The sequence below is a fragment of the Serratia sp. T13T92 genome (assembly GCF_047530105.1).
Classification (GTDB): Bacteria; Pseudomonadota; Gammaproteobacteria; order Enterobacterales; family Enterobacteriaceae; genus Chania; species Chania fonticola.
The window spans coordinates 12,701-38,235 of record NZ_JBLJAK010000045.1 but is presented as its reverse complement, the minus strand read 5'-3'; the positions used below and the strand labels follow the sequence as shown (position 1 = coordinate 38,235).

Annotated in this window: 25 protein-coding genes; 17 read left to right on the top strand and 8 right to left on the bottom strand. The window is 54.9% G+C overall.

The genetic code is table 11. The annotated features are described in order from the left end of the window. Positions 1–437: 437 nt before the first annotated feature. On the bottom strand, positions 438–653 hold the full coding sequence (gene rpmE / locus ACMV5I_RS25005) for a 50S ribosomal protein L31 (protein WP_024482871.1): 216 nt from the start codon (positions 651–653) through the stop codon (positions 438–440). Between the two features lie 199 nt (positions 654–852). Here rpmE and priA point away from each other — a divergent pair, with 199 nt between their 5' ends. The 7 genes from priA (at position 853) to rraA (ending at position 9,055) form a co-directional block, all read left to right on the top strand. After that, positions 853–3,048: a primosomal protein N' gene (gene priA, locus ACMV5I_RS25000; RefSeq protein WP_414825513.1), complete on the top strand. Its 2,196-nt coding sequence runs from the start codon at positions 853–855 to the stop codon at positions 3,046–3,048. A gap of 280 nt (positions 3,049–3,328) precedes the next feature. Then, positions 3,329–4,357, top strand: a complete 1,029-nt coding sequence (cytR, locus tag ACMV5I_RS24995; RefSeq protein WP_024482873.1) for a DNA-binding transcriptional regulator CytR — start codon at positions 3,329–3,331, stop codon at positions 4,355–4,357. Between the two features lie 195 nt (positions 4,358–4,552). Continuing rightward, positions 4,553–5,470, top strand: coding sequence for a cell division protein FtsN (gene ftsN / locus ACMV5I_RS24990; RefSeq protein WP_121608328.1), 918 nt, complete (start codon positions 4,553–4,555; stop codon positions 5,468–5,470). A gap of 102 nt (positions 5,471–5,572) precedes the next feature. Then, positions 5,573–6,103, top strand: coding sequence for an ATP-dependent protease subunit HslV (gene hslV, locus ACMV5I_RS24985; protein WP_024482875.1), 531 nt, complete (start codon positions 5,573–5,575; stop codon positions 6,101–6,103). A 12-nt stretch (positions 6,104–6,115) separates the two neighbouring features. Further along, complete coding sequence (hslU, locus tag ACMV5I_RS24980) at positions 6,116–7,450, top strand: HslU--HslV peptidase ATPase subunit (protein WP_024482876.1); 1,335 nt, start codon at positions 6,116–6,118, stop codon at positions 7,448–7,450. Positions 7,451–7,547: 97 nt separating this feature from the next. After that, on the top strand, positions 7,548–8,465 hold the full coding sequence (locus tag ACMV5I_RS24975) for a 1,4-dihydroxy-2-naphthoate polyprenyltransferase (RefSeq protein ID WP_024482877.1): 918 nt from the start codon (positions 7,548–7,550) through the stop codon (positions 8,463–8,465). 104 nt (positions 8,466–8,569) lie between these two features. Continuing rightward, a complete protein-coding gene (rraA, locus tag ACMV5I_RS24970; protein WP_021181888.1) occupies positions 8,570–9,055 on the top strand; it encodes a ribonuclease E activity regulator RraA in 486 nt (161 codons plus the stop codon). A gap of 54 nt (positions 9,056–9,109) precedes the next feature. Here the strand turns inward: rraA and zapB are convergent, their stop codons facing one another. Continuing rightward, a complete protein-coding gene (gene zapB, locus ACMV5I_RS24965) occupies positions 9,110–9,349 on the bottom strand; it encodes a septal ring assembly protein ZapB (protein WP_021181887.1) in 240 nt (79 codons plus the stop codon). A 521-nt stretch (positions 9,350–9,870) separates the two neighbouring features. Between zapB and ACMV5I_RS24960 the strand changes: the two genes are divergently transcribed. From ACMV5I_RS24960 to glpX, 3 genes are all read left to right on the top strand, one after another. Next, positions 9,871–10,716 carry an MIP/aquaporin family protein gene (locus tag ACMV5I_RS24960; RefSeq protein WP_024482879.1) on the top strand — a complete coding sequence of 282 codons (846 nt, stop codon included), beginning with the start codon at positions 9,871–9,873 and terminating at the stop codon, positions 10,714–10,716. 43 nt (positions 10,717–10,759) lie between these two features. Continuing rightward, positions 10,760–12,268, top strand: a complete 1,509-nt coding sequence (glpK, locus tag ACMV5I_RS24955) for a glycerol kinase GlpK (RefSeq protein ID WP_021181885.1) — start codon at positions 10,760–10,762, stop codon at positions 12,266–12,268. A 121-nt stretch (positions 12,269–12,389) separates the two neighbouring features. Beyond that, the gene (gene glpX, locus ACMV5I_RS24950) at positions 12,390–13,400 is read left to right on the top strand and encodes a class II fructose-bisphosphatase (protein ID WP_021181884.1); all 1,011 of its coding nucleotides are present in this window, start codon (positions 12,390–12,392) and stop codon (positions 13,398–13,400) included. A gap of 32 nt (positions 13,401–13,432) precedes the next feature. Here glpX and emrD read toward each other — a convergent pair whose 3' ends face one another. Continuing rightward, positions 13,433–14,617, bottom strand: a complete 1,185-nt coding sequence (gene emrD, locus ACMV5I_RS24945) for a multidrug efflux MFS transporter EmrD (protein ID WP_021807226.1) — start codon at positions 14,615–14,617, stop codon at positions 13,433–13,435. Positions 14,618–14,925: 308 nt separating this feature from the next. On the opposite strand from emrD, the gene ACMV5I_RS24940 reads away from it, so the two are divergent. Then, entirely contained in the window at positions 14,926–15,549 is a 624-nt protein-coding gene (locus tag ACMV5I_RS24940) for a helix-turn-helix transcriptional regulator (protein ID WP_021807227.1), read from the top strand. A 4-nt stretch (positions 15,550–15,553) separates the two neighbouring features. Next, positions 15,554–16,300: a ferredoxin--NADP(+) reductase gene (fpr, locus tag ACMV5I_RS24935; protein ID WP_121608327.1), complete on the top strand. Its 747-nt coding sequence runs from the start codon at positions 15,554–15,556 to the stop codon at positions 16,298–16,300. Between the two features lies 1 nt (position 16,301). Here the strand turns inward: fpr and ACMV5I_RS24930 are convergent, their stop codons facing one another. Continuing rightward, positions 16,302–16,721, bottom strand: coding sequence for a DUF805 domain-containing protein (locus tag ACMV5I_RS24930; RefSeq protein ID WP_021181880.1), 420 nt, complete (start codon positions 16,719–16,721; stop codon positions 16,302–16,304). Positions 16,722–16,916: 195 nt separating this feature from the next. Here ACMV5I_RS24930 and ACMV5I_RS24925 point away from each other — a divergent pair, with 195 nt between their 5' ends. The 3 genes from ACMV5I_RS24925 to ACMV5I_RS24915 all read left to right on the top strand — a co-directional run bounded on the left by ACMV5I_RS24925 (position 16,917) and on the right by ACMV5I_RS24915 (position 19,024). Next, positions 16,917–17,504: a DUF1454 family protein gene (locus tag ACMV5I_RS24925; RefSeq protein WP_121609061.1), complete on the top strand. Its 588-nt coding sequence runs from the start codon at positions 16,917–16,919 to the stop codon at positions 17,502–17,504. Positions 17,505–17,631: 127 nt separating this feature from the next. Next, positions 17,632–18,399, top strand: a complete 768-nt coding sequence (gene tpiA / locus ACMV5I_RS24920) for a triose-phosphate isomerase (protein WP_024482884.1) — start codon at positions 17,632–17,634, stop codon at positions 18,397–18,399. Positions 18,400–18,661: 262 nt separating this feature from the next. Continuing rightward, a complete protein-coding gene (locus tag ACMV5I_RS24915) occupies positions 18,662–19,024 on the top strand; it encodes a hypothetical protein (protein WP_414825512.1) in 363 nt (120 codons plus the stop codon). A gap of 72 nt (positions 19,025–19,096) precedes the next feature. Here ACMV5I_RS24915 and ACMV5I_RS24910 read toward each other — a convergent pair whose 3' ends face one another. The 4 genes from ACMV5I_RS24910 to cpxP form a co-directional block, all read right to left on the bottom strand. Then, positions 19,097–20,086, bottom strand: coding sequence for a sulfate ABC transporter substrate-binding protein (locus tag ACMV5I_RS24910; protein WP_414825511.1), 990 nt, complete (start codon positions 20,084–20,086; stop codon positions 19,097–19,099). 262 nt (positions 20,087–20,348) lie between these two features. Next, entirely contained in the window at positions 20,349–21,311 is a 963-nt protein-coding gene (gene pfkA, locus ACMV5I_RS24905; RefSeq protein WP_021181876.1) for a 6-phosphofructokinase, read from the bottom strand. A gap of 233 nt (positions 21,312–21,544) precedes the next feature. Beyond that, a complete protein-coding gene (fieF, locus tag ACMV5I_RS24900; protein WP_065683792.1) occupies positions 21,545–22,447 on the bottom strand; it encodes a CDF family cation-efflux transporter FieF in 903 nt (300 codons plus the stop codon). A gap of 333 nt (positions 22,448–22,780) precedes the next feature. Next, the gene (gene cpxP, locus ACMV5I_RS24895) at positions 22,781–23,275 is read right to left on the bottom strand and encodes a cell-envelope stress modulator CpxP (RefSeq protein ID WP_024482887.1); all 495 of its coding nucleotides are present in this window, start codon (positions 23,273–23,275) and stop codon (positions 22,781–22,783) included. 149 nt (positions 23,276–23,424) lie between these two features. Between cpxP and cpxR the strand changes: the two genes are divergently transcribed. Together cpxR and cpxA are read left to right on the top strand one after the other, a co-directional pair. Beyond that, the gene (gene cpxR, locus ACMV5I_RS24890) at positions 23,425–24,123 is read left to right on the top strand and encodes an envelope stress response regulator transcription factor CpxR (protein ID WP_021181873.1); all 699 of its coding nucleotides are present in this window, start codon (positions 23,425–23,427) and stop codon (positions 24,121–24,123) included. Then, positions 24,120–25,490 carry an envelope stress sensor histidine kinase CpxA gene (gene cpxA / locus ACMV5I_RS24885; protein ID WP_202728496.1) on the top strand — a complete coding sequence of 457 codons (1,371 nt, stop codon included), beginning with the start codon at positions 24,120–24,122 and terminating at the stop codon, positions 25,488–25,490. Before cpxR ends, cpxA begins: the two co-directional genes overlap by 4 nt. The last annotated feature ends 45 nt before the right edge of the window (positions 25,491–25,535 follow it).

Genomic DNA, 25,535 nt, shown 5'->3' with positions numbered 1-25,535 from the left:
AAGAGTCGATACTTTCATTTGGACGCTCCTGCTGTTGAGGTTAGACACTCAAATTGTGGCACATTGCGATGCCGTGGTAGGAGCGTCCATCTCATTATCCATGCGCTCAACGGTCGGCTAACCTGCATCATCCCCACCTGCTTCAGGCTTTAGTGTCGCGGTATTAGGCGCAGGTATTCAGGACGGGTCACAGAATCGGAATAGGGGTACTCCTCACGGAGCGCCTCCTCCACACCACCGTACATACGGGTCCGTATACGGCGGTTCGGTTATTGGCTTTCACTCTTTTCAGGGCTTGCTTGAGATTGACTGGTTCACAGATGGCTTCCATCAGCCATGCTGGACAGGGGACTTTCACCCCCGAGGTGCTGAGCATGCCCGGCACACAACGAAAAAAGGCGCCCGAAGGCGCCTTTTTCATCTGACGATAAGAAAACTTATTTCTTAACGCCTGGTACGCTGAAACGCTTGTTGAAGCGGTCAACGCGGCCACCGGTAGCAACATCACGCTGCTTGCCAGTGTAGAACGGGTGGCATTCGCCACAAACGTCCAGGTTCAGATCGTGACCCACGGTAGAGCGGATTTTGATCACATTACCGCAAGAGCAGTTTGCAGTAACTTCGTCGTATTTAGGGTGAATACCTTTTTTCATGGGAGAACCTCAGTTAAGGCCGTGTCGCTATCCAGCCCTGTTCCGCCAGACACCACACGTGGTTGATAATAGGTTTTGATATGGGATTATACCAAAGGCGGCAAATTATACAGAATAAAATGTAGCGCGCAATCGGATCCGTACATTTGCCAGCCTACCGTGTAAACTAGCCAACACTTTTTTCTACCTGGACAGCCACATGCCTGTTGTACACGTTGCTCTACCGGTTCCCCTTGCCCGCACCTTCGATTATCTGCTGCCCGCAGGCCTGCAGCCGGTCATCGGCGCGCGCGTCAGTGTGCCTTGGGGAAAGCAACGGGCGATAGGCATCATCACCGGCAGCAGCGAGAGCAGTGAACTGCCGCTGGAAAGGCTCAAGCCCATCAATAGCCTGCTGGATAACGACTCGCTGTTCACTACCAGCCTGTGGCGCATCCTGCTGTGGGCCAGCGAATACTACCATTACCCGATCGGTGAAGTGTTGTTCCATGCGCTGCCCATTCTATTGCGTCAGGGTAAGCCCGCAGAGGCCGCCCCGCTGTGGCAATGGTTTGCTACCGAACAGGGGCGCGCAACCCCGCCGGAAAGTCTGAAGCGTGCGCCAAAGCAGCAACAGGCACTGGCGGCGCTGCTACAACGCCCGGTGTATCGCCATCAGGTGAGCGAACTGGAACTGACGGAAAGCGCGCTCCAAGCGCTGCGTACAAAAGGCTTGATCGACCTGCGTTCGCAAACGGTAGCAACGCAGGATTGGCGGCCAGGCTTTGCCGTGCTCGGTGAACGGCTGCGGCTCAATACCGAACAGGCCACCGCCGTGGGCGCAATCCGCAGTGAAGACGAACAGTTTGCCGCCTGGCTGCTGGCCGGGGTCACTGGCTCCGGCAAAACCGAGGTTTACCTCAGCGTACTGGAAAATATTCTGGCGAAAGGTAAGCAGGCGCTGGTGTTGGTGCCGGAGATCGGCCTGACCCCGCAGACCATCGCTCGCTTTCGCGAACGCTTCAACGCACCGGTAGAAGTCCTGCACTCCGGCCTGAACGACAGCGAACGGCTGGCCGTTTGGCTGCGCGCGCGCAGCGGTGAAGCCGCCATTGTGATCGGCACCCGTTCGGCGTTGTTCACCCCCTTCTCGCGCCTTGGGGTGATCATCATCGACGAAGAACACGACAGCTCCTATAAACAGCAGGAAGGCTGGCGCTATCACGCTCGCGATCTGGCGGTGTTCCGCGCTCACGCCGAAAACATCCCGCTGGTAATGGGCTCGGCGACGCCGGCGCTGGAAACGCTGCACAACGTGCAGTTAGGCAAATACCGTCAGCTCAAACTGACCCAGCGGGCAGGCAACGCCAAACCGGCCAACCAACATCTGATCGATTTGAAAGGCCTGCCGCTGAAGGTCGGGCTCTCTCAGCCCCTGCTGAAAAGCATGCAGCACCACCTGAAGAACGGCAATCAGGTGATCCTGTTTCTTAACCGCCGTGGCTATGCCCCCGCGCTGCTGTGCCATGAGTGTGGTTGGATCGCCGAATGCCAGCGCTGCGACCATTACTATACATTCCACCAGCATCAACGCCAGCTACGCTGCCACCACTGCGACAGTCAGCGCCCGGTGCCACATCAGTGCCCGCAGTGCGGTACCACCAACCTGGTTTCCGTCGGCGTCGGTACCGAACAGTTGGAGAATGAACTGGCTCCCCTGTTCCCGGAAACCGCCATTACCCGTATCGATCGCGATACCACCAGCCGCAAGGGGTCACTGGAACAGCATCTGGCCGATATTCACCGTGGCGGCCCGCGTATCCTGATCGGCACGCAAATGCTGGCCAAAGGCCACCACTTCCCGGATGTCACCCTGGTGGCATTGCTCGACGTGGACGGCGCGCTATTCTCCGCCGATTTCCGTTCTGCCGAGCGTTTTGCCCAGCTTTATACTCAGGTTTCAGGCCGTGCCGGCAGGGCAGGTAAACAGGGCGAAGTGCTGCTGCAAACTCATCACCCGGAACATCCGTTACTGCAAATCCTGCTGCAACAGGGCTACGACGCCTTTGCCAAGCAAACCCTGGCCGAGCGTAACAGCGTCTTCCTGCCGCCCTACACCAACCACATCATCGTGCGTTCGGAAGATCACGATAACCAGCAGGCACCGCTGTTCTTACAGCAGCTACGCAATCTGTTGGAAGCCAGCCCGCTGAAGGATGATTCGCTGTGGGTCATGGGCCCGGTTCCCGCCCTGCAACCCAAACGTGGGGGTCGCTTCCGCTGGCAACTCTTGTTGCAACACCCGTCCAGAAAACTGTTACAGCACCTGATAAAAAGCACGTTGCCATTGATTGGCACCCTGCCTCAGGCGCGTAAAGTTAAATGGACGTTAGACGTTGATCCCATTGATAGTTGATTAAGAAAACTCTTAATTCCACGGTAAAAAGCAAACGTTTACACCACAATTTGCGAGCGAACACGAAAAAACCTTCCTGCGTCACACTTTTCATGCAAATTAGGTAACAAAAGCGGCCCGTAATCTGTTTAGAATGTCGGTGAAGGCATTTTTTCAGCCAGGCAATGGAATGCTTGAATGTGGATGACGCTAAAAATAACACCACCACCACTGCATGCCAGAATTTGTGAGCAAACTGAAGTAACCGCGTTAGCCGGGTGCTGACGCAAGGAGAAAGGCGTTGGAACACAAGCAAGAATTACCCATGGCGACCATGAAAGACGTTGCCGAAATGGCCGGCGTTTCCACGGCAACCGTGTCGCGTGCGCTGATGAATCCGGAAAAGGTGTCAACGCCAACGCGCCAGAAAGTAGAACAGGCCGTGCTGGCCGTGGGTTACTCCCCTCATGCCCTGACACGCAATATCAAACGCAATGAATCCCGCACTATCCTGGTGATCGTCCCGGACATCTGCGATCCGTTTTTCGCCGACGTGATCCAGGGGATCGAGCAAACGGCAGCGCAGCAGGGTTATCTGGTCCTGATCGGCGACTGTGCACAGCAGAACCAGCAGGAACGCACCTTCGTTAACCTGATCATCACCAAACAAATTGATGGCATGCTGCTGCTCGGCTCCAACCTGCCTTTCGACGCCAGCAAGGAAGAACAGCGCAACCTGCCTCCAATGGTGATGGCCAACGAGTTTGCACCGGAGCTGGAACTGCCAACGGTGCATATCGACAACCTGACCGCCGCGTTTGAAGCCGTACATTATCTGCACCAGCTTGGCCATAAACAGATCGCCTGTATCGCCGGACCAGAGCAGATGCCGCTGAGCCATTATCGGTTGCAAGGCTACATTCAGGCGCTACGCCGTAATGGCATTACCGTCGAAAGCAGCTATATTACCCGGGGTGACTTCACCTACGAAGCCGGTGCGCAGGCGTTAGCCTCACTGATGGCGCTGCCGAAACCGCCAACGGCGGTCTTTTGTCACAGCGACGTCATGGCGATCGGCGTATTGTCCCAGGCGAAAAAGCTGGGCTTGCGGGTACCGCAGGATCTGTCGATTGTCGGCTTTGACGATATCAAGCTGGCACAGTATTGCGATCCACCGCTGACCACCGTGGCACAGCCCCGCTTCCAGATTGGCCAGCAGGCAATGTTGCTGCTGCTGGAACAGTTGCATGGGCAAACCGTGAACAGCGGTTCCCGGCTACTGGACAGTGAACTGATCATCAGAGGCAGCACCGCGGCCCCTAAACGCTAGTCAAATATTTTCGGGTTAAGTAACATGGCAGACCCAGCGCCGGCCAAACCGGCGTAATGATTATTGTTGTGGTCATTTTGCCAGAACCGCTCCCCGGAGCCTGCCTACACCTACAGGGCAGTAAGCTGATGCAAAATGGCCGATAAAATAGCTAGAGGATAGGTTTTAACCTCATCACGACACAGCGGAATTATAGTGGCACAGAGAGACTATGTAGGCCGCGGGCGCTCAGGAGCAGCGCGGCGCAAGACCCCCAGCCGTAAAAAACGCAGTTCTCCAAAGGTATCCAAAACCGTGGTGGCGCTTGCCGTCGCCATTCTGGTTGTCTTTATCGGTGGTCTTTATTTCATTACCCACAACAAACCGGATGAAACACCGATGTTGCCTACGCATGGCACACGCCCGGGCAACGGTCTGCCACCGAAGCCGGAAGAGCGTTGGCGTTACATCAAAGAGCTGGAGAACCGCCAGATCGGCGTCAAGACACCTACCGAGCCAACGGCCGGGGGAGAGGTCAATTCCAAAACTCAGTTGACCGACGAACAGCGCCAATTGCTGGAGCAGATGCAGGCCGATATGCAGCAGCGCCCAACGCAGCTGTCTGAAGTGCCTTACAACGATCCTTCACAGCTGCGTAACGGTGGGCGGCAACAACAGGTACAGCAGCAGATAGCACCACCGGTGCAGCAACAGCAGGTCACTCAGCCTCGCAACCCGTTCAACAACGGCGCAGCACCCGTGCAGCAGCAACCGGTACAGCAGCCGAAGCCGCAGGTACAGCAACCAAAACCACAGGCCGTGACTCCGCCAGTGCAGACCCGTCAGCCTGAAGTGAAACAAGAAGTAAAAACGGAAGCGGCCAAGCCGGAAACCAAACCTGAGTCGAAGCAGAAGTGGATGGTGCAATGTGGTTCGTTCCGCGCAGCCGATCAGGCCGAGTCGGTACGGGCACAACTGGCGTTTGAAGGGGTTGAAAGCCGGGTCACCGCAGGCGGTGGCTGGAATCGTGTGATGCTCGGCCCATACAGCAGCCGCGCTGCTGCAGACAAAACCCTGTCGCGCCTGAAGGGCATTGGCATGTCAAGTTGCATTCCCCTCTCCGTCGGGGGTTGAAAAGCGTCAATCTCCCCCCATCTATAGTCTCAATATGCCTCGTAGTCTCTGCCAACGCAGAGGCTGCGGGGACTTCTTTCCGTCCGCAACGAGGGTCTGCTCGTGACAACAATTGTAAGCGTACGCCGCAACGGCCAGGTAGTGATCGGTGGCGATGGCCAGGCCACACTGGGCAACACGGTAATGAAGGGCAACGTCAAAAAAGTCCGTCGCCTGTATAACGACAAAGTGATTGCCGGTTTCGCCGGGGGTACGGCTGACGCTTTTACCCTGTTCGAACTGTTCGAGCGCAAGCTGGAGATGCACCAGGGCCATCTGGTGAAAGCGGCCGTTGAGCTGGCGAAAGACTGGCGTACCGACCGCATGCTACGCAAGCTGGAAGCCCTGCTGGCGGTAGCCGATGAGAATGCCTCGCTGATCATCACCGGTAACGGTGACGTGATTCAGCCAGAAAATGATTTGATTGCGATCGGCTCCGGTGGCCCTTATGCCCAGTCGGCCGCCCGCGCGCTGTTGGAAAATACCGAAATGAGCGCCCGCGAAATCGTGGAGAAATCCCTGACCATCGCCGGCGACATCTGTATTTACACCAACCATTGTCACACCATTGAAGAATTGCCTTCCAAAGCGTAAGGATCGAATACCATGTCTGAAATGACCCCGCGCGAGATCGTCAGCGAACTGGACAGCTACATCATCGGCCAAAACAAAGCCAAACGTGCTGTCGCCATTGCCCTGCGCAACCGCTGGCGCCGGATGCAGCTCAACGAGATGCTGCGTCACGAAGTGACCCCAAAAAATATTCTGATGATCGGCCCAACCGGCGTCGGTAAAACCGAGATCGCCCGTCGTCTGGCTAAACTGGCCAACGCTCCCTTCATCAAGGTAGAAGCCACCAAGTTCACCGAAGTAGGCTATGTAGGTAAAGAAGTGGACTCTATCATCCGCGACCTGACCGATGCCGCCGTGAAAATGGTGCGTCTGCAATCGATCGAGAAAAACCGCACCCGTGCGGAAGAGATGGCAGAAGAACGCATTCTCGACGTGCTGATCCCACCGGCCAAGAACAACTGGGGCCAGGCAGAAGAGCAGAATGAGCCTTCTGCCGCTCGCCAGGCATTCCGTAAGAAACTGCGTGAAGGTCAGCTGGACGATAAAGAAATCGAAATCGATCTGGCTTCGGCCCCGATGGGCGTGGAAATCATGGCTCCTCCGGGCATGGAAGAGATGACCAACCAGTTGCAATCGATGTTCCAAAACCTCGGTGGGCAGAAGCAGAAACCGCGTAAAGTGAAGATCAAGGAAGCCTTCAAGCTGCTGATCGAAGAAGAAGCGGCCAAGCTGGTAAACCCGGAAGAGCTGAAAGAGCAGGCGGTGGAAGCCGTTGAGCAGCACGGTATCGTGTTTATCGATGAGATCGACAAAATCTGTAAGCGCAGCGGCCAGAGCTCCGGCCCGGACGTGTCCCGCGAGGGCGTCCAACGCGACCTGCTGCCGCTGGTGGAAGGCTGTACGGTATCAACCAAGCACGGCATGGTAAAAACCGATCACATTCTGTTTATCGCCTCTGGCGCGTTCCAGACGGCCAGCCCTTCCGACCTGATCCCGGAACTGCAAGGCCGTCTGCCAATCCGCGTTGAGCTGCAAGCGCTGACCACGGAAGATTTTGAACGTATCCTGACCGAGCCAAGCGCATCGCTTACCGAGCAGTACAAAGCGTTGATGGCTACCGAAGGCGTCACCATCGATTTCACCGCTGACGGTATCCGCCGCATCGCTGAAGCCGCCTGGCAGGTTAACGAAAGCACCGAAAACATCGGCGCACGTCGTTTGCACACCGTACTGGAGCGTCTGATGGAAGATATTTCGTACGATGCGAGTGAAATTGGCGGCCAATCCATTACAATTGACGCGGAATACGTGCGCAATCATCTGGATGAACTGGTAGCGGATGAAGATCTGAGTCGTTTTATCCTATAATCGCTCTATCACTGTCCTGTCAGTTATCTTTGTGGGAGGCATTGCCTCCCACATTTATTTTTAACGGACACCGTCTTTTGACTTACTGAAGCGAAATATGAGCTCATCAACCACCACCACCCCGGCCAGAGCCTGGCTGGAAAGTTTACGACCACGAACCCTGCCATTGGCCTTTGCCTCCATCGTTGTCGGTTCCGCGATCGCTGCCTGGCAGGGCAGCCTGAAGCCCGGCGTGGCGCTGTTGGCTCTGCTGACCGCAGGTCTGCTGCAGATCCTCTCCAACCTGGCCAATGATTACGGCGATGCGGTAAAAGGCAGCGATAAAGAAGACCGTATCGGTCCGTTGCGCGGCATGCAAAAGGGCATGATCACCCAAAGCCAGATGAAACGGGCCTTGATGCTGACGGTGGTGCTGATCGCCATTTCCGGTTGCTGGCTAATCGCCGTCGCCTGTGAAAAACCTAGCGATGTAGTGGGCTTCCTGGTGCTGGGCGGGCTAGCGATTATCGCGGCCATTACCTATACCGTGGGCACCAAACCTTACGGTTATCTGGGGCTGGGGGATATTTCGGTATTGGTGTTTTTCGGCTGGCTCAGCGTGGCAGGCACCTACTATCTACAGACTCACACTTTCGATAGCGTCGTGATGTTGCCAGCCACCGCCTGTGGCCTGCTCGCGGCGGCGGTGTTGAACATCAATAATCTGCGCGATATCGAAAGTGACCGCGCTAACGGCAAAAATACCCTGGCCGTCCGCCTTGGCCCACAGAATGCGCGCTATTACCACGCAACGCTGCTGATCGCCGCCGTGGTCTGCTTTGCCCTGTTCACCCTGCTTAACCTGCACAGCCTGTGGGGCTGGCTGTTTGTGCTGGCCATCCCGTTTCTGTATCGCCACGGTATGCGTGTCTTACGTGACCCTACGGCCGTCGGTATGCGTCCGATGCTGGAACATATGGTCAAGGCCGCCTTGCTCGCCAACGTACTGTTTGCTATTGGCGTAGTGCTCAGTTAGTTGAGACTTGCGTACCAGAACGCATCCTGGCACTGATGATTTTGCCAACGGGGCGAATAAAGGGATATACTGGTTATTCCAGCGGCAAACAGACGTAAAATCCTATGAAATACGATACTTCCGAACTTTGCGATATCTATCAGGAAGAGGTCAACGTAGTTGAGCCTCTGTTCTCCAACTTTGGCGGGCGTACTTCATTTGGCGGGCAAATCACTACGGTGAAATGCTTCGAGGATAACGGCCTGCTGTTTGAACTGCTCGAAGAAAACGGCCGTGGCCGCGTGTTAGTGATCGACGGCGGCGGCTCGGTACGCCGTGCCCTGATCGACGCGGAGCTGGCCCGTCTGGCGACTCAGAACGAATGGGAAGGCATCGTGGTTTACGGTGCGGTGCGCCAGGTGGACGATCTGGAAGAACTGGACATCGGCATTCAGGCGATGGCAGCGATCCCGGTAGGAGCCACCAGCGAAGCGATAGGCGAAAGTGATATCCGCGTGAATTTTGGCGGTGTGACCTTCTTCTCTGGCGATCATCTGTATGCCGACAACACCGGCATCATCCTTTCAGAAGACCCGCTCGATATCGAGTAACCGCAGAAAATGACAAAGGGCGCCTGAGGCGCCCTTTTCGTTGGTGCTAATGGATCAGACTTCTTCCATTTTACCCAGCAATGCGCGCAGGCGATCTTGCCACACGTGCTGCTCTTCTTTCAACTGCTGGTTTTCACGGACCAGTGACTCGTGGTTACCCGCAGCGCTCTGAACTTCCTGAGACAGGGAATTGTTTTTCTCTTTCAGCTCTTCAATTTCCATCTGCAACAGCGTGATGGTATCGATCGCCTGCTGAACTTTTGCTTCCAGTTTTTCAAATACTTCAAATGACATTCTTCAGTCCCCTCATGATAGCAAGGCGTACATCCATAAGTAGCGCCGCAACCTTAGCTGCAGCGACTGCGAATATGCTCGCGTAACCAACAGGCCCAGCGCCTGTTTCGATAAAACCTTTCCCGCAATAAAAACGATTGTAAGTAGCCAGCCCCCCAGTGTCTAGCAACATACCGACCCAACGCGCACTCTGTTGCAATTTTCCTACCCTGGCTATCGGTCAAAGCTGAAAGTCACCGCTGCCAAACGGCAGGGTTGTTAACAAATAGAGACAAAATAACTGGTCAGATCACCGTTTTATGGCGCAGAAAGAACACCGAACAACGCGAATTCGCTCAATTTTATGACGAAGTACACACATTTTGATTTCGCTATTTCTCGTTTATGCTCGTTAACGATAAATTTACATCACATCCTCGACCGATAAGAGGACGTGAAGAAAAACTCTGTAGCTCAAGGCCAAAACGCCAACGCGCCAAGCCTAGATAACCTATAACCGTCGTCTGCAGGACAATAATATTATGAGCCAAACCATCAGTCCGACCTTAAAAGGCCAGTGCATCGCTGAATTCCTCGGCACCGGTCTGTTGATTTTCTTTGGCGTAGGCTGTGTGGCAGCGCTGAAACTGGCAGGTGCCAGCTTCGGCCAGTGGGAAATCAGCATCATTTGGGGCCTGGGGGTGGCGATGGCCATCTATCTGACCGCCGCCATTTCCGGTGCTCACCTGAACCCGGCCGTCACGCTCGCGCTGTGGCTGTTCGCCTGCTTTGATGGACGCAAAGTACTCCCTTACATTGTTGCGCAGATTGCGGGGGCCTTTTGCGCGGCAGCACTGGTCTACGGGCTGTATTACAGTCTGTTCTTCGATTTTGAAGCCGCCCACCAGATGGTACGTGGCAGCAACGAAAGCCTCGAATTGGCCGGCATTTTCTCGACTTATCCCAACGCACATATCTCCGTCGGCCAGGCCTTCCTGGTAGAAACCGTGATCACCGCCATCCTGATGTGCCTGATCCTGGCGCTGACAGACGACGGCAACGGCATTCCACGCGGCCCGCTGGCACCGCTGTTGATCGGTATTCTGATTGCCGTCATCGGTGCCTCTATGGGACCATTAACCGGCTTTGCACTGAACCCGGCGCGTGACTTTGGCCCGAAACTGTTCGCCTACCTGGCGGGCTGGGGCAACGTGGCCTTCACCGGCGCTCGCGACATCCCTTACTTCCTGGTGCCTATCTTCGGCCCTATCGTCGGTGCAGGTTTGGGCGCCTTTGGTTATCGCGCGCTGATTGGTCGCCATCTGCCTTGTGACGTTTGCTTCGAGGAAGAGCAACCCGCCACTAAACCAGAACAACGTAAAGCGTGATTGGCACGGCTTTAAACGGTTAACCACAGTAGGACTCAAAATTATGACAACCGAAAAAAAATACATTGTCGCCCTCGACCAGGGAACCACCAGTTCACGTGCCGTAGTGCTCGATCACGATGCCAATATTGTTGCGGTTTCACAGCGTGAATTTACGCAGATCTACCCGAAGGCCGGCTGGGTAGAGCACGACCCGATGGAAATCTGGTCCTCACAAAGTTCCACCTTGGTCGAAGTGCTGGCCAAGGCCGATATCAGTTCTGACCAAATCGCCGGGATCGGCATTACCAACCAGCGTGAAACCACCATCGTCTGGGAAAAAGAGACCGGTAAGCCGATTTATAACGCGATCGTCTGGCAGTGCCGTCGCACCGCCGACATCTGTGAAAAACTCAAGCGTGATGGCCTGGAAGAGTATATCCGCCACAATACCGGCCTGGTGGTTGACCCTTACTTCTCGGGTACCAAGGTCAAATGGATCCTCGACCACGTCGAAGGCGCGCGCGAACGTGCCAAGCGCGGTGAACTGCTGTTTGGTACCGTCGACACCTGGCTGGTGTGGAAGATGACCCAAGGGCGGGTTCACGTGACCGACTACACCAACGCCTCGCGTACCATGATGTTCAACATCCATGAGCTGGACTGGGACGATCGTATGCTGGAAGCGCTGGACATCCCACGCGCCATGCTGCCAGCAGTCCGTCCTTCTTCCGAAGTGTATGGCCAGACCAACATCGGGGGTAAAGGCGGGACGCGTATTCCTATCGCCGGGATCGCCGGTGACCAGCAGGCGGCGCTGTATGGCCAACTCTGCGTCCAGCCGGGTATGGCGAAAAACACCTACGGCACCGGCTGCTTCCTGTTGATGAATACCGGCAAAGAGGCAGTACGCTCCAGCCACGGCTTGCTGACCACCATCGCCTGCGGCCCACGCGGCGAAGTGAACTATGCGCTGGAAGGTGCGGTGTTTATTGGCGGTGCCTCTATCCAGTGGCTGCGCGACGAGCTAAAACTGATCAGCGATGCCGCCGACTCCGAATACTTCGCCACCAAGGTCAAAGACAGCAATGGCGTCTACGTGGTGCCCGCCTTTACCGGCCTGGGTGCCCCCTACTGGGACCCGTATGCCCGTGGCGCTATCTTCGGCCTGACCCGCGGCGTCAACAGCAACCACATCATCCGCGCCACGCTGGAGTCTATCGCCTACCAGACCCGCGACGTGCTGGATGCTATGCAGGCCGATGCCAATACCCGTCTGCAATCGCTGCGTGTAGACGGTGGTGCGGTAGCCAACAACTTCCTGATGCAGTTCCAGTCCGATATCCTCGGCACCCGTGTTGAGCGTCCTGAGGTGCGTGAAGTGACGGCGTTGGGCGCGGCCTATCTGGCCGGGCTGGCGATTGGCTACTGGAGCGATCTGGATGAAGTGAAGAGCAAAGCCAACATCGAGCGTGAATTCCGTCCGGGTATCGAAACTACCGAGCGTAATTTCCGTTACAGCGGCTGGAAAAAGGCCGTGGCTCGTGCGCAAGCCTGGGAAGATCACGACTGATTCGTTTTACCCTGCAACAGCGCTGCCTTCGGGCAGCGTTTTTTTTGCCTCGCCCTGCCACCTCCCCCCTGTGGTAAACTTTGCCGATATTTTCTTCCCTTTTCTCACTGACAGGTTTGCCATGAAACGTGAATTAGCCATCGAATTTTCCCGCGTTACCGAAGCCGCCGCACTTGCGGGTTATAAATGGTTGGGACGCGGCGACAAAAACGCCGCCGACGGTGCTGCCGTCAATGCCATGCGCATTATGCTCAACAGGGTGGATATTGATGGCCGGATCGTGATCGGTGAAGGTGAGATTGATGAAGCCCCGATGCTGTATATCGGCGAAAACGTCGGTACCGGGCTGGGCGATGCGGTGGATATTGCCGTCGATCCCATCGAAGGCACACGCATGACCGCAATGGGGCAATCCAATGCGCTGGCGGTCCTGGCGGTAGGCGATCGTGGCACCTTCTTGCACGCTCCTGATATGTACATGGAAAAACTGGTCGTCGGCCCGCAGGCGCGTGGAGTGATCGACCTCAACTTGCCGCTAGCCACCAACCTGAACAACATCGCTGCCTGCCTAGGCAAGCCACTGACGGAGCTAACGGTGATCACGTTGGCTAAACCGCGCCACGATGCGGTGATCGCAGAAATGCAGCAGCTCGGGGTGAAGGTTTTCGCTATTCCCGACGGTGATGTCGCCGCGTCGATCCTGACCTGTATGCCGGAAAGCGAAGTGGATGTGATGTACGGCATCGGTGGCGCACCGGAAGGCGTGATCTCCGCTGCGGTGATCCGTGCGCTGGATGGCGATATGCAAGCCCGCCTGCTGGCTCGCCATCAGGTCAAAGGGGATAACGAAGATAATCGCCGTATTGGCGAGCAGGAGCTGGCCCGCTGTAAAGAAATGGGCATCGAAGCCGGTAAGGTGTTGGTGCTGGATGAAATGGCGCGCAACGATAACGTGATCTTTGCCGCAACCGGCATCACCAAGGGCGATCTGCTGGAGGGCATAAGCCGCAAAGGCAATATGGCCACCACCGAAACCCTGTTAATTCGGGGCAAATCGCGCACTATCCGCCGCATCCGTTCGACCCACTATCTGGATCGCAAAGACGCAGCGCTGCACGAATTCCTGCTTTAACGCCTAGGGGCGCAGAGCGCGCCCCGTCTCTATCAGGCGGTATGTCCCTGATGCTGCATACGGCTCGATAGCGGCCACCAGCACAGCAAAATCAACAACGCCATGGCAAACATCAGCAAGCCAAGGCTGAACTGCCCGGTTTGTGGCAGCATGGCTGACAGCCAGGTTGCCAGGCCAGACCCCATATTCTGCATGCCGCCCACCAGGGCACCCGCCGCCCCGGCCAGATAAGGGAACGGCTCCATCGCACCGGTGGTCGCCAAGGGGAATAGCATCCCGGCACCGAAGAAGAACAACGCCGCAGGCACGATCAGCGTCCAGATATTCATCACCCCGAACCAACCAGGGATCCACATCATCAGCCCGGCCAACAGGCAACTGATCACCGAATGCCACATCAGGCTGTGGAAGGATTTGCCGTCACGCCCGGCATACCAGGCACCAAAGAACGCCGCCGGGATCGGCAAGATAAACAGGATACTGACGGTCAAACCGCTCAGGCCCAACACTCCGCCCATCAACACGCCACAGCTGGCTTCAAAGACGGCGATACCGGCCAGAGCACCGATCAACATCACCAGATAGCAGCTGAAGGTGCCGTCCGCCAGCAGTTGGCGGAAGCTGGAAAGCATACGGCGTTTTTCCGTTTGCTGCGGCCGGGTTTCCGGCAACCAGCGGAACATGGCAAACGCTACACCGGCGCACAACACCAGCAGGAAGCCATAACAAGCCCGCCAGCCAAACATCATCGCCAATCCCCCGCCAATCACCGGAGCCAACAGCGGGCTGACCAGAATGCCCATATTCAGCAGGCTATTGGCATAACGTAGGGAAGTGCCTGCATACAGATCGCGCGGCATGGTTCTGGCCATCACGCCCGCCACGCCGGTGCCCATACCCTGAACCGCGCTGGCGGCTACCAACATCGATAGGCTGTTGGCCAGCAAAGCGCCCAAGGCACCAAGCAGGAAAATCATCATGCCAGCCAGGATCACCGGGCGGCGGCCAATGCGATCGGAAAGCGGTCCGTAGATCAGCTGCGAGAAGCCGTAGGTCAGCAGATAAGCCGCCATAACGCGCTGCACGGAGCCGGAGGGCACCGAGAGATCGCGGGCAATATCGGCGATGATAGGTACATAAATGGTTTGCGCCATCTGACCGACGGCAACCAGCAGGATCAGCATCACCAGCAGGTGGAAGTTCTCAACTTTTCTCATTATCTTCATTAACTTATTCAGTCTTGCGACACTCAACCCCGCCTAATATCCCAGGGGGAACCACAGAGCAGCTTCTCAGCGTCGCATAAGCTAACAAATCTGATTTTTTTAGCGAGTTTCGGGCAAATATAGATCGCCGTCACACTGGCACCTATCGCTACCAGTCTCGTAAATGAAACTGTACGTATCTGTTGTCATAACGGGAAAGAGTTAAAAATGATAAACTTGCATCAGATTAGCTTTAACACTTAATCGATAATTATTTCCATCAACTTGAAATAAGATACCGCCACAGGGATTTGGGTTTTATGAAAACACCAGAGCTGATTTTATTGCAGTTAAAAACCTTGGGTCCTCATTCTGCCAAAATGCTGGCAGAGCGGCTGGAAATCACGCCGATGGGGATCCGCCAGCATCTGCAATCCCTTGAACAACGTGAGCTGGTTTGCTACGAGGAAACGCGCGCCAAAGTAGGCCGCCCGACGCGTTACTGGTCTTTGACCCAACAGGGCCATGCCCAGTTTGCCGACGGACACGATCGGCTTTCGGCGATCCTGCTGGAGTCTGCACATGAGCTGTTCGGTGCCGAAGGCATAGAAAAGCTGATCCGGGCGCGCGAGGATAAACTCTATCACCGGTACGCCGATGAGCTGGCAGAGGAAGAAGACCATCTCAGCAAGCTCAACCGCCTGGTTAACCTACGCCAGCGTGACGGCTATATGGCGGAACTGTTGGAAAGCCCGCAGGGCATGTTGCTGGTGGAAAACCACTGTCCGATCGGCGTGGCGGCCCATACTTGCAGCAACCTGTGCAACTCCGAACTGCAGCTGTTCCATCGCCTGTTTGGTAAAGGCTACCGGATAGAACGTACCGCGCATGCCATCTCCGGCTCACGACATTGTGCTTATTTGATCCGACCACGGGAGCGTTAAAAGTATGGCTGAATGGGTTAATGGCAAAGTGACAGGGGTACAACATTGGACCGATGGCTTGTTCAGCATCACCGTCAATGCCCCGATCGACAGTTTCACCGCCGGGCAGTTTGCCAAGCTGTCACTAGAAATAGGCGGCGAGCGCGTTCAGCGCGCCTATTCTTATGTTAATGCCCCCAGCGATCCCAACCTGGAGTTTTATCTGGTCACAGTGCCAGAAGGAAAACTCAGCCCAAGCCTCCATCAGTTGCAGCCCGGAGCGGAGGTGATGGTCACCAAAGAAGCCGCCGGATTCTTTGTGCTCGAAGAAGTGCCAGACTGCGACACCCTATGGATGTTGGCGACCGGCACCGCCATCGGCCCTTATCTGTCGATCCTGCAAGAAGGCAAAGATCTGGAGCGCTTCAACAACCTGGTGCTGGTGCACGCTGCACGATTTGCTCGCGATCTCAGCTACCTGCCACTGATGCAGCAGCTGCAACAGCGTTTTAACGGCAAACTACGCATTCAAACCGTGGTCAGCCGCGAAGAGGTGGCTGGCTCATTGACCGGGCGCGTTCCTGCTCTGCTGGAAGACGGCCGACTGGAAGCGGCAGTTGGTTTGACCCTGGATGCCGAAACCAGCCATGTGATGCTGTGCGGCAACCCGCAGATGGTGCGAGATACCCAGCAAACGCTGAAAGAGAAGTACCAGATGCGCAAACATCTGCGCCGTAAGCCGGGCCATATCACCAGCGAGCATTACTGGTAGTTCAGCGGAATTTTACCGGTTCGGCCTCTGGCCCGAATCGGTTATCCCCAGGAGTGCCAAGAAAAGCGCCCAGATCGATCGCCATCATCACCACAATCAGCGTTGGAATAAAACGCCCCACGCCCCATTGCCAGACCGGCGCCAACATCTGCCAATTACCTGCCGCCAATATCCACGCCAGGATCAAAAGCAACGCCCACCAACCCTTTTTATTACGATCGTGCAGGCGCTTGACCAGCACCGCCGCCGTTGGCCACAACAGCGCCACAATGCAAAAGGCGATGGTCTGGATCGCCACCACATCGTAGTTGGCCAGCGTGAAAGCCACTGCCATCAGCACCACCCAGACTGCCATCCAGATCCAGAAGTCGCGCCGCCCGATGCGGCCCTTAAAGGAAAAACACCATTGCTGTAAGCTCATCGATTCATGCACTCTTGGCCTGCCCATATTCTGCGCCGCAGTGTAACATAGGCCATACCGGGTTGAGCTAGCCCCGGCAAAACGCAGACCATCGCACCGCCTTGCGTCAGCAAACGACAAGCACGAGGAATTTTTGACAATTCACCCGGGTTATCGTTTTAATCGGAGTCATCTTTGTTACCGATGCCGTATACCATGCTGAAAAAAATCATCGTTATAGCCTGCCTGTGTTTCCCTATCGGCAGTGCTTGGGCCGATCCACCGGATACGCCTACCGAAGCTCCGGCGAACGCGCCCTATTTACTGGCTGGCGCGCCCACCTTCGATCTGACGGTGGTGCAATTTCGCGAAAAATACAACCGCGACAACCCAACGCTGCCGATTGGTGAGTTTCGCGTCGTCCCCTCCAGAGAGGATGACTCTCCTTTGCTGACCCGCGCGGCCAGTAAGATTAACGAAAACCTGTACGCCTCTACCGCGTTGGAAAAGGGCACCGGTAAGATTAAAACCATGCAACTTACCCATTTGCTGTTGCAGGATGGCGAAGAAAAAGCAGCCAAAGCCATCGCGGTGAACTACATGGCGGCCCTGAGCCGTCAGTTTGAACCGGCACTCACCGTGGAAGAAAGCATTATCAAGGTGAACAACCTGCTGGAAAAAGGCAAAGGCTCCTACTTCTACCAGCAACAGGTCGGGGCAATACGCTATGTGGTGGCAGATAACGGCGATAAGGGGGTAACCTTCGCCGTTGAACCGATTAAGCTAACGCTATCTGAACCCTGATACCCCAGCAATTAATGACAAAAAGCAAAGCCTTTGCACTGATTCATCTCTATACTGTTGGGCAGGTAAACTGCCAGTCCGGCAGTTGTCATTTAGACTCTCGCGTCCCCTTTTTGGAGGAAAACACATGCGTCATCCATTAGTAATGGGTAACTGGAAGCTTAACGGCAGCGTTCACATGGTTAACGAACTGATCGCCGCCTTGCGTAAAGAACTGAGCAGCGTTGACGGTTGTGGCGTTGCCATCGCACCTCCAGTCATGTATCTGGATCTGGCCAAGCACGAGCTGGGTGGCAGCCGCATCGCTCTGGGCGCACAGAACGTCGACATCAACCTGTCTGGCGCCTTCACCGGTGAAGTTTCTGCCACCATGCTCAAAGACGTAGGTGCTGAATACATCATCATCGGCCACTCAGAGCGCCGTACCTATCACAAAGAAACCGACGCAGCGATCGCCGAGAAATTTGCCGTGCTGAAAGCCGCTGGCCTGATCCCAGTGCTGTGCATCGGTGAAACCGAAGCAGAAAACGAAGCGGGTAAAACCGAAGAAGTTTGTGCGCGCCAGATCGACGCCGTGCTGAAAACCCAGGGCGCTGAAGCGTTCAAAGGCACCGTCATCGCTTATGAGCCAGTGTGGGCTATCGGTACCGGTAAATCTGCCACCCCAGCGCAAGCTCAGGCAGTGCACAAATTTATCCGTGACCATATCGCCAAGCAAGATGCTGCGGTAGCAGCCGAAGTGATCATCCAGTACGGCGGTTCCGTGAACGATAAGAACGCCGCAGAGCTGTTTGCTCAGCCAGACATCGACGGCGCGCTGGTTGGCGGCGCATCACTGAAAGCTGACGCTTTCGCCGTGATCGTCAAAGCCGCTGCCCAAGCGAAAAAAGCCTGATTTTATCCGGCCTGAAATAACAAAACCCCGGTTTTCCGGGGTCCAATAGTATGAAACCGGCGCCAGCCGGTTTTTTTGATCTCTTTAATTGTCAGCAACAATCCCCTAAAACACGCAAAGGAATTCATTAAGGGTGGTTGTAGATCACATTTATGGCCTGACACCATGATTTTTAGATGCATTTCCACGTTAATATTGATAATAAATCTCAATATCATTCAAGGTGGTGCGCAGTAACTATCTATAATTCATGGGGATAATAATGGCACGTAAAAAAATTTACTTTATTTATAGATCTAGCCCTACCTTGGGTCGCTCACCGTTACAAGGTGCCGGTGGAGGTTTATTCGGGTTTTACCAGGAAGACAAATACATTACCGCCCTACAAGAACGGCTAGACAAAGAGGATCTCAACTGGCTTGTTGAGCAGGATGACACTGAGTCAAACATCGAGAAACTTATAGAGCAAAAAGCTCAATTACTGGTTTGCGCACCCGGCTTACGCTTTCAGTTCTATCGGAATGGATTTGATAAAGAAAATATTATTTACCTAAGCACTATGGAGTACGTAAGCAACGATGTTAATCCGGTTATTGAACGAATAAGGGAAATCGGCAATGAATAATGTTCAAAGCCCTAACCTTACAGTCAGGGCTTTGGTCCAGGCGAACCAGTTTTTATTGCTGTGGATTAGCGATCAGCGCTTGCTGATTTCGTCAAAGATCCCGCCGGTGGCAAAGTGCACCTTCTGCGCTTCAGTCCAGCCGCCAAAAGTATCATCCACGGTGAACAGCTTCAGTTTTGGGAACTGCTCGGCGAATTTGGCTGCAACGGCTGCATCACGCGGACGGTAGTAGTTGTTGGCCGCAATGGTCTGACCTTCCGGGGAATACAGATACTTCAGATAAGCCGTGGCCACATCACGGGTGCCGCGTTTATCAACGACCTTGTCCACCACCGATACCGTCGGTTCGGCCAGAATGGATTCGCTCGGAGTAATGATTTCAAATTTGTCTTTACCCAGCTCTTTCTCTGCCAGCAAGGCTTCGTTTTCCCAAGCGATCAGCACATCACCGATGCCGCGCTCAACGAAGGTATTGGTTGCGCCACGTGCGCCGGAATCCAACACTTCCACATTGCGGTACAGCTCTTTGACGAACTCCTGAGCCTTGGCTTGATCGCCACCGTTCTTGTGCAGAGCATAGCCCCATGCGGCGAGATAGTTCCAACGAGCACCGCCAGAGGTTTTCGGGTTCGGTGTAATAACCGACACGCCGGGCTTCACCAGGTCAGCCCAATCATGGATCTGTTTTGGGTTGCCCTTACGCACCAGGAAAACGATGGTCGAGGTATAAGGTGCTGAGTTGTCTGGCAGGCGCTTGATCCACGCTTTATCAATACGACCACGTTCGGCAATCGCGTCCACGTCGTATGCCAGCGCCAGCGTGACCACATCCGCTTCGATGCCGTTAATCACCGAGGTCGCCTGCTTGCCGGAACCGCCGTGTGACTGACGCACGGTAACCTTATCGCCAGTCTGCTGCTGCCAATACTTACCAAACGCCGTGTTATATTCCTGGTAGAACTCACGCGTAGGATCGTATGAGACGTTCAGCAGTTGAATATCTTTCGCCATAGCACCCGATGCCAACAGCAGTAAAGTCAGACCCACACCCCATTTTTGCATTGCCGTTCCCCCAGAAAATGACGCAACCTCAAGCGGTTGATTTAGCATCAAAGCCTGCCAGAAACTTCCCTCACAATTAAAGAATAAAAAATGTTGTACTAGACCATTCTGGAATATAGCGGCTACTGATAAAAAAAAGCCTCCAAAACGGAGGCTCGAGATTGATGACCAAGTGCCAATGCGGCTGAACTTGTAGAGGCGAACATGTTCGCCCGAAGGGGCGCCGTATATACCGCGCCCGCTTAGCAGCATCAGGGGCGGATTAGTACAGCTTTTTCGCCGTTTCCAACCAGTCACCTTTGAACGGACGCTTCATGTTTTCGATCGCGTCAACGATGTCGTGGTGCACCATCTTCTCGTTCTGGATCCCTACGCAGCGGCCACCGTAACCTTGCAGCAGCAGGTCGATGGAGTACGCGCCCATGCGGGAAGCCAGAATACGGTCGTAGGCAACCGGTGAACCACCACGCTGGATGTGGCCCAATACGGTAGCACGGGTTTCACGCTTGGTTTCCTGCTCGATATGGCGTGCCAGTTCGTCGATATCACAGATATGCTCGGTGATCGCCACGATGGCGTGCTTTTTACCTTTGGCGATACCGGCTTTGATTTCGTCAACCAGATCGTCACGGCTGAATTCGATTTCCGGCAGGACGATAAATTCACAACCACCGGCAATGGCCGCCGCCAGGGTCAGGTCGCCACAGTAACGCCCCATCACTTCCACGATAGAGATGCGTTGGTGTGATGAAGAGGTGTCGCGCAGGCGGTCAATTGCTTCCACCACGGTTTCCAACGCGGTGAAGTAACCGATGGTGTAGTCGGTGCCTGCAACGTCGTTATCGATGGTGCCAGGCAAACCGATGCATGGGAAACCCTCTTCAGTCAGGCGTTTCGCCCCCATGTAGGAGCCGTCACCGCCGATGACCACCAGCGCATCAATGCCGCGGTTTTTCAGGTTTTCAATCGCCTTGGCGCGCACGCTGTCATCCCTGAACTCTGGAAAACGCGCAGAACCCAGGAAGGTGCCGCCACGATTGATCATATCAGATACGCTATAGCGGTCTAATTGCTCCATGCGATCTTCGTACAAACCAAGGTAGCCATCGTAAATACCAAATACTTCCAGACCTTCTGTGAGCGCGGCACGCACAACGCCACGAATGGCAGCGTTCATACCTGGGGCGTCACCGCCACTTGTCAGTACACCGATTTTCTTGATCATGACTACCTCTGAACTGTAGATGCAATTTCTTAAGAATTCTGTATTCGCCGACTCACCGGGTATCTCTCCAACGGCGCAAAACCAGCTTTACGGCTTTTATTGCTGGATATTATAACAAAAACACCCAGCTGAATTGATTCAGGTCACGCAACATCAAGGAAAAAACTTCACATGGCACGGCGTGCTAACACCGTGATTTCTCAATCCACCCAACATTGACCTATGTCTGTTGATTATAGTTCCCAATGCCCCTGTCGGCCCTGAGGAACAACAGAACAAGGATCCTGATGAATAATCACGTCGGCCCCAGGGAAACGATGCAACAATGCCTGCTCCACCTGTTCTGCCAGAATATGCGCCTGCATCAACGGCAGGGTGTCTTCCATTTCCAGATGCAACTGGATAAACCGCGTTGGCCCAGACTGCCGCGTACGCAGATCGTGCGCACCTTTCACACCCGGCCAAGACGATACCACATCGATAATTGCCTGACGCTCTTCATCCGGCAAGGCGCGATCCAGCAGGGACTGCACCGCCTCGTACCCCATACGCAATGCGCTATAGAGAATATAAACCCCAATGCCCAGGGCAAACAGCGCGTCCGCACGGTGAAATCCGTACCAGCTTAGCCCAAGTGCTATCAAAATAGCACCATTCATCATCACATCTGACTGATAATGCAGCATATCGGCCCGTACCGCCTGGCTGCGCGTTTTTCTGACTACCCAGCGCTGATAGGTCACCAGGATGAGAGTGCTAATCAACGCAATGATAGTCACAGCTATCCCAATACCCGGCGAATTCAGGGGTTGCGGGGAATACAGATGCTGGAAGCCGGTCAAGAACAGGAACAGGGCAGAACCGGAGATAAACATGCTTTGCGCCAGGGCCGCCAGCGACTCGGCCTTGCCGTGACCGAACGTATGCTCTTCATCAGCCGGCTGCAACGAGTAGCGCACCACCAGCAGGTTGGTTAACGATGCGGCAATATCCACCAACGAATCCACCAAAGCCGCCAACAGGCTGACTGAACCGGTGAGATACCAGGCAACGATCTTGATCAACAGTAGAACGGAAGCCATTCCGGTGGCGGCTAAAGCAGCGGACTGCACCAGCCGCGCGTATTGCTGTTCCATAAAAAACCCCAACCAAAGTTTATGGGCTTCAGTATAACGGAATGCGGGGTAAAAAAAGTCCCGCCATCATTACGGGATGCTTGTCAGTTAAGCAAAAAAATCTGGCAAAATGTGCAGTAATGTCGCTGTCCCTAGATAAGTATCCATAAGTTATCCAGGTTTGAAGGCGCGTCCACATAGTGTCCACACTCAATGGTTTTTAAAAATCCGAAACCTTTTAGAAAAAATTAATTCATTGTTTTTAATTGAATTTATTTTATCGAAATGAAAAAAAACCCCCTCATCATGAGGGGGAAGACAGGGATGGTGTCTATGGCAAGGAAAAACAGGGGATTACTCAGTCATACTCAACTTCTGGGCAGAAGTTTGCTGCAAACCAGAAATCTGTTGCTTCATCAGCTGCACACGCTGCTGATGCTTCTGGTCTAAAACACTTTTTTGCTCTGGCGTCAGCAGGTTATACATTTGGTTGCGTACCCGGGCCATTTCGACCTGGCGCTTAACCTGTTCCTGAGCCATTTTTTCCGCCTGGGCCTGCACGGCGGCTTCATCAAATTTATCTGCGGTGACCAGCTTATGCATGGTTTCCACTTCGTCTACATTAACACCAGGCAAATCGTAACGGGCCTGGCGCATCAAATCGCGCATTTGCTGGCGTTGCTGTTCGGTCAAGCGAACGCCGTCGAACATGTGATTCTGGCCAAGCGCTCTCAACAGTGCATCATTAGCAGGAGGTTGGACAGTTTCCGGTGTAGTATCAGCAGCAAAGGCAGCGGTAGAACCTATTGCCAAAATTGATGCCATAACTACTGCGGTCACCTTAACCATTTTTACTCCTCGAGCTTTCTCACTTTGCGAATCAACGAGGAGCAGTGTATCGCTGCACCTGCAAACATGCGTCAGGGCATGTAAAACTACGTAAAGTCATGGAATAGCAACAGTTGATGACGTATTTTGCGTCAGGAGGTAAATCACATATGCACAAAATTCTGTTAGTTGACGACGACCGCGAGCTCACCTCGCTACTGAAAGAACTGCTTGAAATGGAAGGCTTTAACATCGTCGTGGCTCACGACGGTGAACAGGCGTTGTCGTTACTGGACAGCTCCATCGATCTGCTGTTGCTCGATATCATGATGCCGAAGAAAAACGGTATCGATACGCTGAAAGAATTGCGTCAGCACCACCAGACGCCGGTGATCATGCTAACCGCTCGCGGCAGCGAATTGGACCGGGTACTTGGCCTGGAACTGGGCGCAGACGACTACCTGGCAAAACCCTTTAACGATCGCGAACTGGTTGCCCGCATCCGGGCCATTCTGCGCCGTTCCAACTGGAGCGAACAGCAGCAGAATGTGGATACCAGCGCACCTACGCTAGACGTTGACGGCTTGCAGCTGAATCCCGGCCGCCAGGAAGCCAGCTTCGACGGGCAAGTGCTGGATCTGACGGGCACCGAATTTACCCTGCTCTATCTGCTGGCACAGCATCTCGGCCAGGTAGTTTCCCGTGAACTCCTCAGCCAGGAAGTGCTGGGCAAACGCCTGACGCCGTTCGATCGCGCCATTGATATGCATATCTCCAACCTGCGGCGCAAACTGCCGGACCGCAAAGATGGGCATCCTTGGTTCAAAACCCTGCGCGGACGGGGCTATCTGATGGTATCTGCAGCATGATCAACAGCTTGACGGCACGCATCTTCGCCATTTTCTGGTTCACATTGGCCCTGGTGCTGATGTTGGTGTTGATGGTGCCCAAACTCGACTCCCGCCAAATGACCACGCTGCTGGAAAGCGAACAGCGGCAGGGGTTGATGCTAGAACAGCATGTCGAAGCCGAACTGCAAAACGATCCGGCCAACGACCTGATGTGGTGGCGCCGCCTGTTCCGCGCCATCGAAAAATGGGCACCGCCGGGCCAACGCCTGTTGTTGGTGACCAGCGAAGGGCGAGTGATCGGCGCGCAGCGCAACGAAATGCAGATCGTGCGCAACTTTATCGGCCAGTCGGACAACTCCGACCAACCGCAAAAGAAAAAATATGGCCGCGTCGAGCTGGTTGGCCCGTTCTCGGTGCGCGATGGTGAAGACAACTATCAGCTGTACCTGATCCGCCCAGCCAACAGTTCGCAGTCCGATTTTATCAACCTGATGTTCGACCGGCCGCTGCTGCTGCTGATCGTCACCATGTTAATCAGCGCCCCGCTGTTACTGTGGCTGGCCTGGAGCCTGGCCAAACCGGCGCGTAAGTTGAAAAACGCCGCCGATGATGTAGCACGTGGCAACCTTAAGCAACACCCTGAGCTGGAAGCCGGGCCGCAGGAATTCCTTGCCACCGGGGCCAGCTTCAACCAGATGATCAGCGCGCTCGAAAGGATGATGACGGCCCAGCAACGGCTGATCTCCGATATCTCCCACGAATTGCGTACCCCATTAACGCGTCTGCAGCTGGCAACCGCCCTGATGCGCCGCCGCCACGGTGAAGGCCATGAACTGGCGCGTATCGAAACCGAAGCCCAACGGTTGGATTCGATGATTAACGATCTGCTGTTGCTATCCCGTGGCCAACAGAAAAGCGAACTGGTGCGCGAACTGCTGAAGGCCAACGAACTGTGGGCCGACGTGCTGGACAACGCCAGTTTCGAAGCCGAACAGATGGGCAAACAGCTGGAGGTCACCTCGCCTCCTGGCCCATGGACGATTTACGGCAACGCAGGTGCCCTGGACAGTGCGCTGGAGAATATTGTACGTAATGCCCTGCGTTATTCCGATACGCGCATCGCGGTGGCATTCAGTGCCGATAATCAGGGGATCACCATCGTGGTGGATGATGATGGCCCAGGCGTCAGCCCGGAAGATCGTGAGCAGATTTTCCGGCCGTTCTATCGCACCGATGAAGCACGCGATCGCCAATCCGGCGGTACCGGGTTGGGCTTGGCCATCGTCGAATCCGCCGTCAATCAGCATCGCGGCTGGGTGAAAGCGGAAGACAGCCCGTTGGGTGGCCTGCGTCTGGTGTTATGGTTGCCGCTGCATCAGCGTTAATCGCCAGCACCCAAAGATTTTGCTATTCTGCGCCCCTCGTCATGA

Coding starts and splice junctions, on each gene's coding strand:
- zapB (WP_021181887.1), bottom strand. CDS start 9,349: ATGTCATTTGAAGTATTTGAAAAACTGGAAGCAAAAGTTCAGCAGGCG.
- pfkA (WP_021181876.1), bottom strand. CDS start 21,311: ATGATCAAGAAAATCGGTGTACTGACAAGTGGCGGTGACGCCCCAGGT.
- cpxR (WP_021181873.1), top strand. CDS start 23,425: ATGCACAAAATTCTGTTAGTTGACGACGACCGCGAGCTCACCTCGCTA.
- glpK (WP_021181885.1), top strand. CDS start 10,760: ATGACAACCGAAAAAAAATACATTGTCGCCCTCGACCAGGGAACCACC.
- emrD (WP_021807226.1), bottom strand. CDS start 14,617: ATGAGAAAAGTTGAGAACTTCCACCTGCTGGTGATGCTGATCCTGCTG.
- rraA (WP_021181888.1), top strand. CDS start 8,570: ATGAAATACGATACTTCCGAACTTTGCGATATCTATCAGGAAGAGGTC.
- fpr (WP_121608327.1), top strand. CDS start 15,554: ATGGCTGAATGGGTTAATGGCAAAGTGACAGGGGTACAACATTGGACC.
- cpxP (WP_024482887.1), bottom strand. CDS start 23,275: ATGGTTAAGGTGACCGCAGTAGTTATGGCATCAATTTTGGCAATAGGT.
- ACMV5I_RS24915 (WP_414825512.1), top strand. CDS start 18,662: ATGGCACGTAAAAAAATTTACTTTATTTATAGATCTAGCCCTACCTTG.
- ACMV5I_RS24925 (WP_121609061.1), top strand. CDS start 16,917: ATGCTGAAAAAAATCATCGTTATAGCCTGCCTGTGTTTCCCTATCGGC.
- ACMV5I_RS24960 (WP_024482879.1), top strand. CDS start 9,871: ATGAGCCAAACCATCAGTCCGACCTTAAAAGGCCAGTGCATCGCTGAA.
- fieF (WP_065683792.1), bottom strand. CDS start 22,447: ATGGAACAGCAATACGCGCGGCTGGTGCAGTCCGCTGCTTTAGCCGCC.
- ACMV5I_RS24930 (WP_021181880.1), bottom strand. CDS start 16,721: ATGAGCTTACAGCAATGGTGTTTTTCCTTTAAGGGCCGCATCGGGCGG.
- ACMV5I_RS24910 (WP_414825511.1), bottom strand. CDS start 20,086: ATGCAAAAATGGGGTGTGGGTCTGACTTTACTGCTGTTGGCATCGGGT.
- cpxA (WP_202728496.1), top strand. CDS start 24,120: ATGATCAACAGCTTGACGGCACGCATCTTCGCCATTTTCTGGTTCACA.
- ACMV5I_RS24940 (WP_021807227.1), top strand. CDS start 14,926: ATGAAAACACCAGAGCTGATTTTATTGCAGTTAAAAACCTTGGGTCCT.
- glpX (WP_021181884.1), top strand. CDS start 12,390: ATGAAACGTGAATTAGCCATCGAATTTTCCCGCGTTACCGAAGCCGCC.
- rpmE (WP_024482871.1), bottom strand. CDS start 653: ATGAAAAAAGGTATTCACCCTAAATACGACGAAGTTACTGCAAACTGC.
- priA (WP_414825513.1), top strand. CDS start 853: ATGCCTGTTGTACACGTTGCTCTACCGGTTCCCCTTGCCCGCACCTTC.
- tpiA (WP_024482884.1), top strand. CDS start 17,632: ATGCGTCATCCATTAGTAATGGGTAACTGGAAGCTTAACGGCAGCGTT.
- hslU (WP_024482876.1), top strand. CDS start 6,116: ATGTCTGAAATGACCCCGCGCGAGATCGTCAGCGAACTGGACAGCTAC.
- ACMV5I_RS24975 (WP_024482877.1), top strand. CDS start 7,548: ATGAGCTCATCAACCACCACCACCCCGGCCAGAGCCTGGCTGGAAAGT.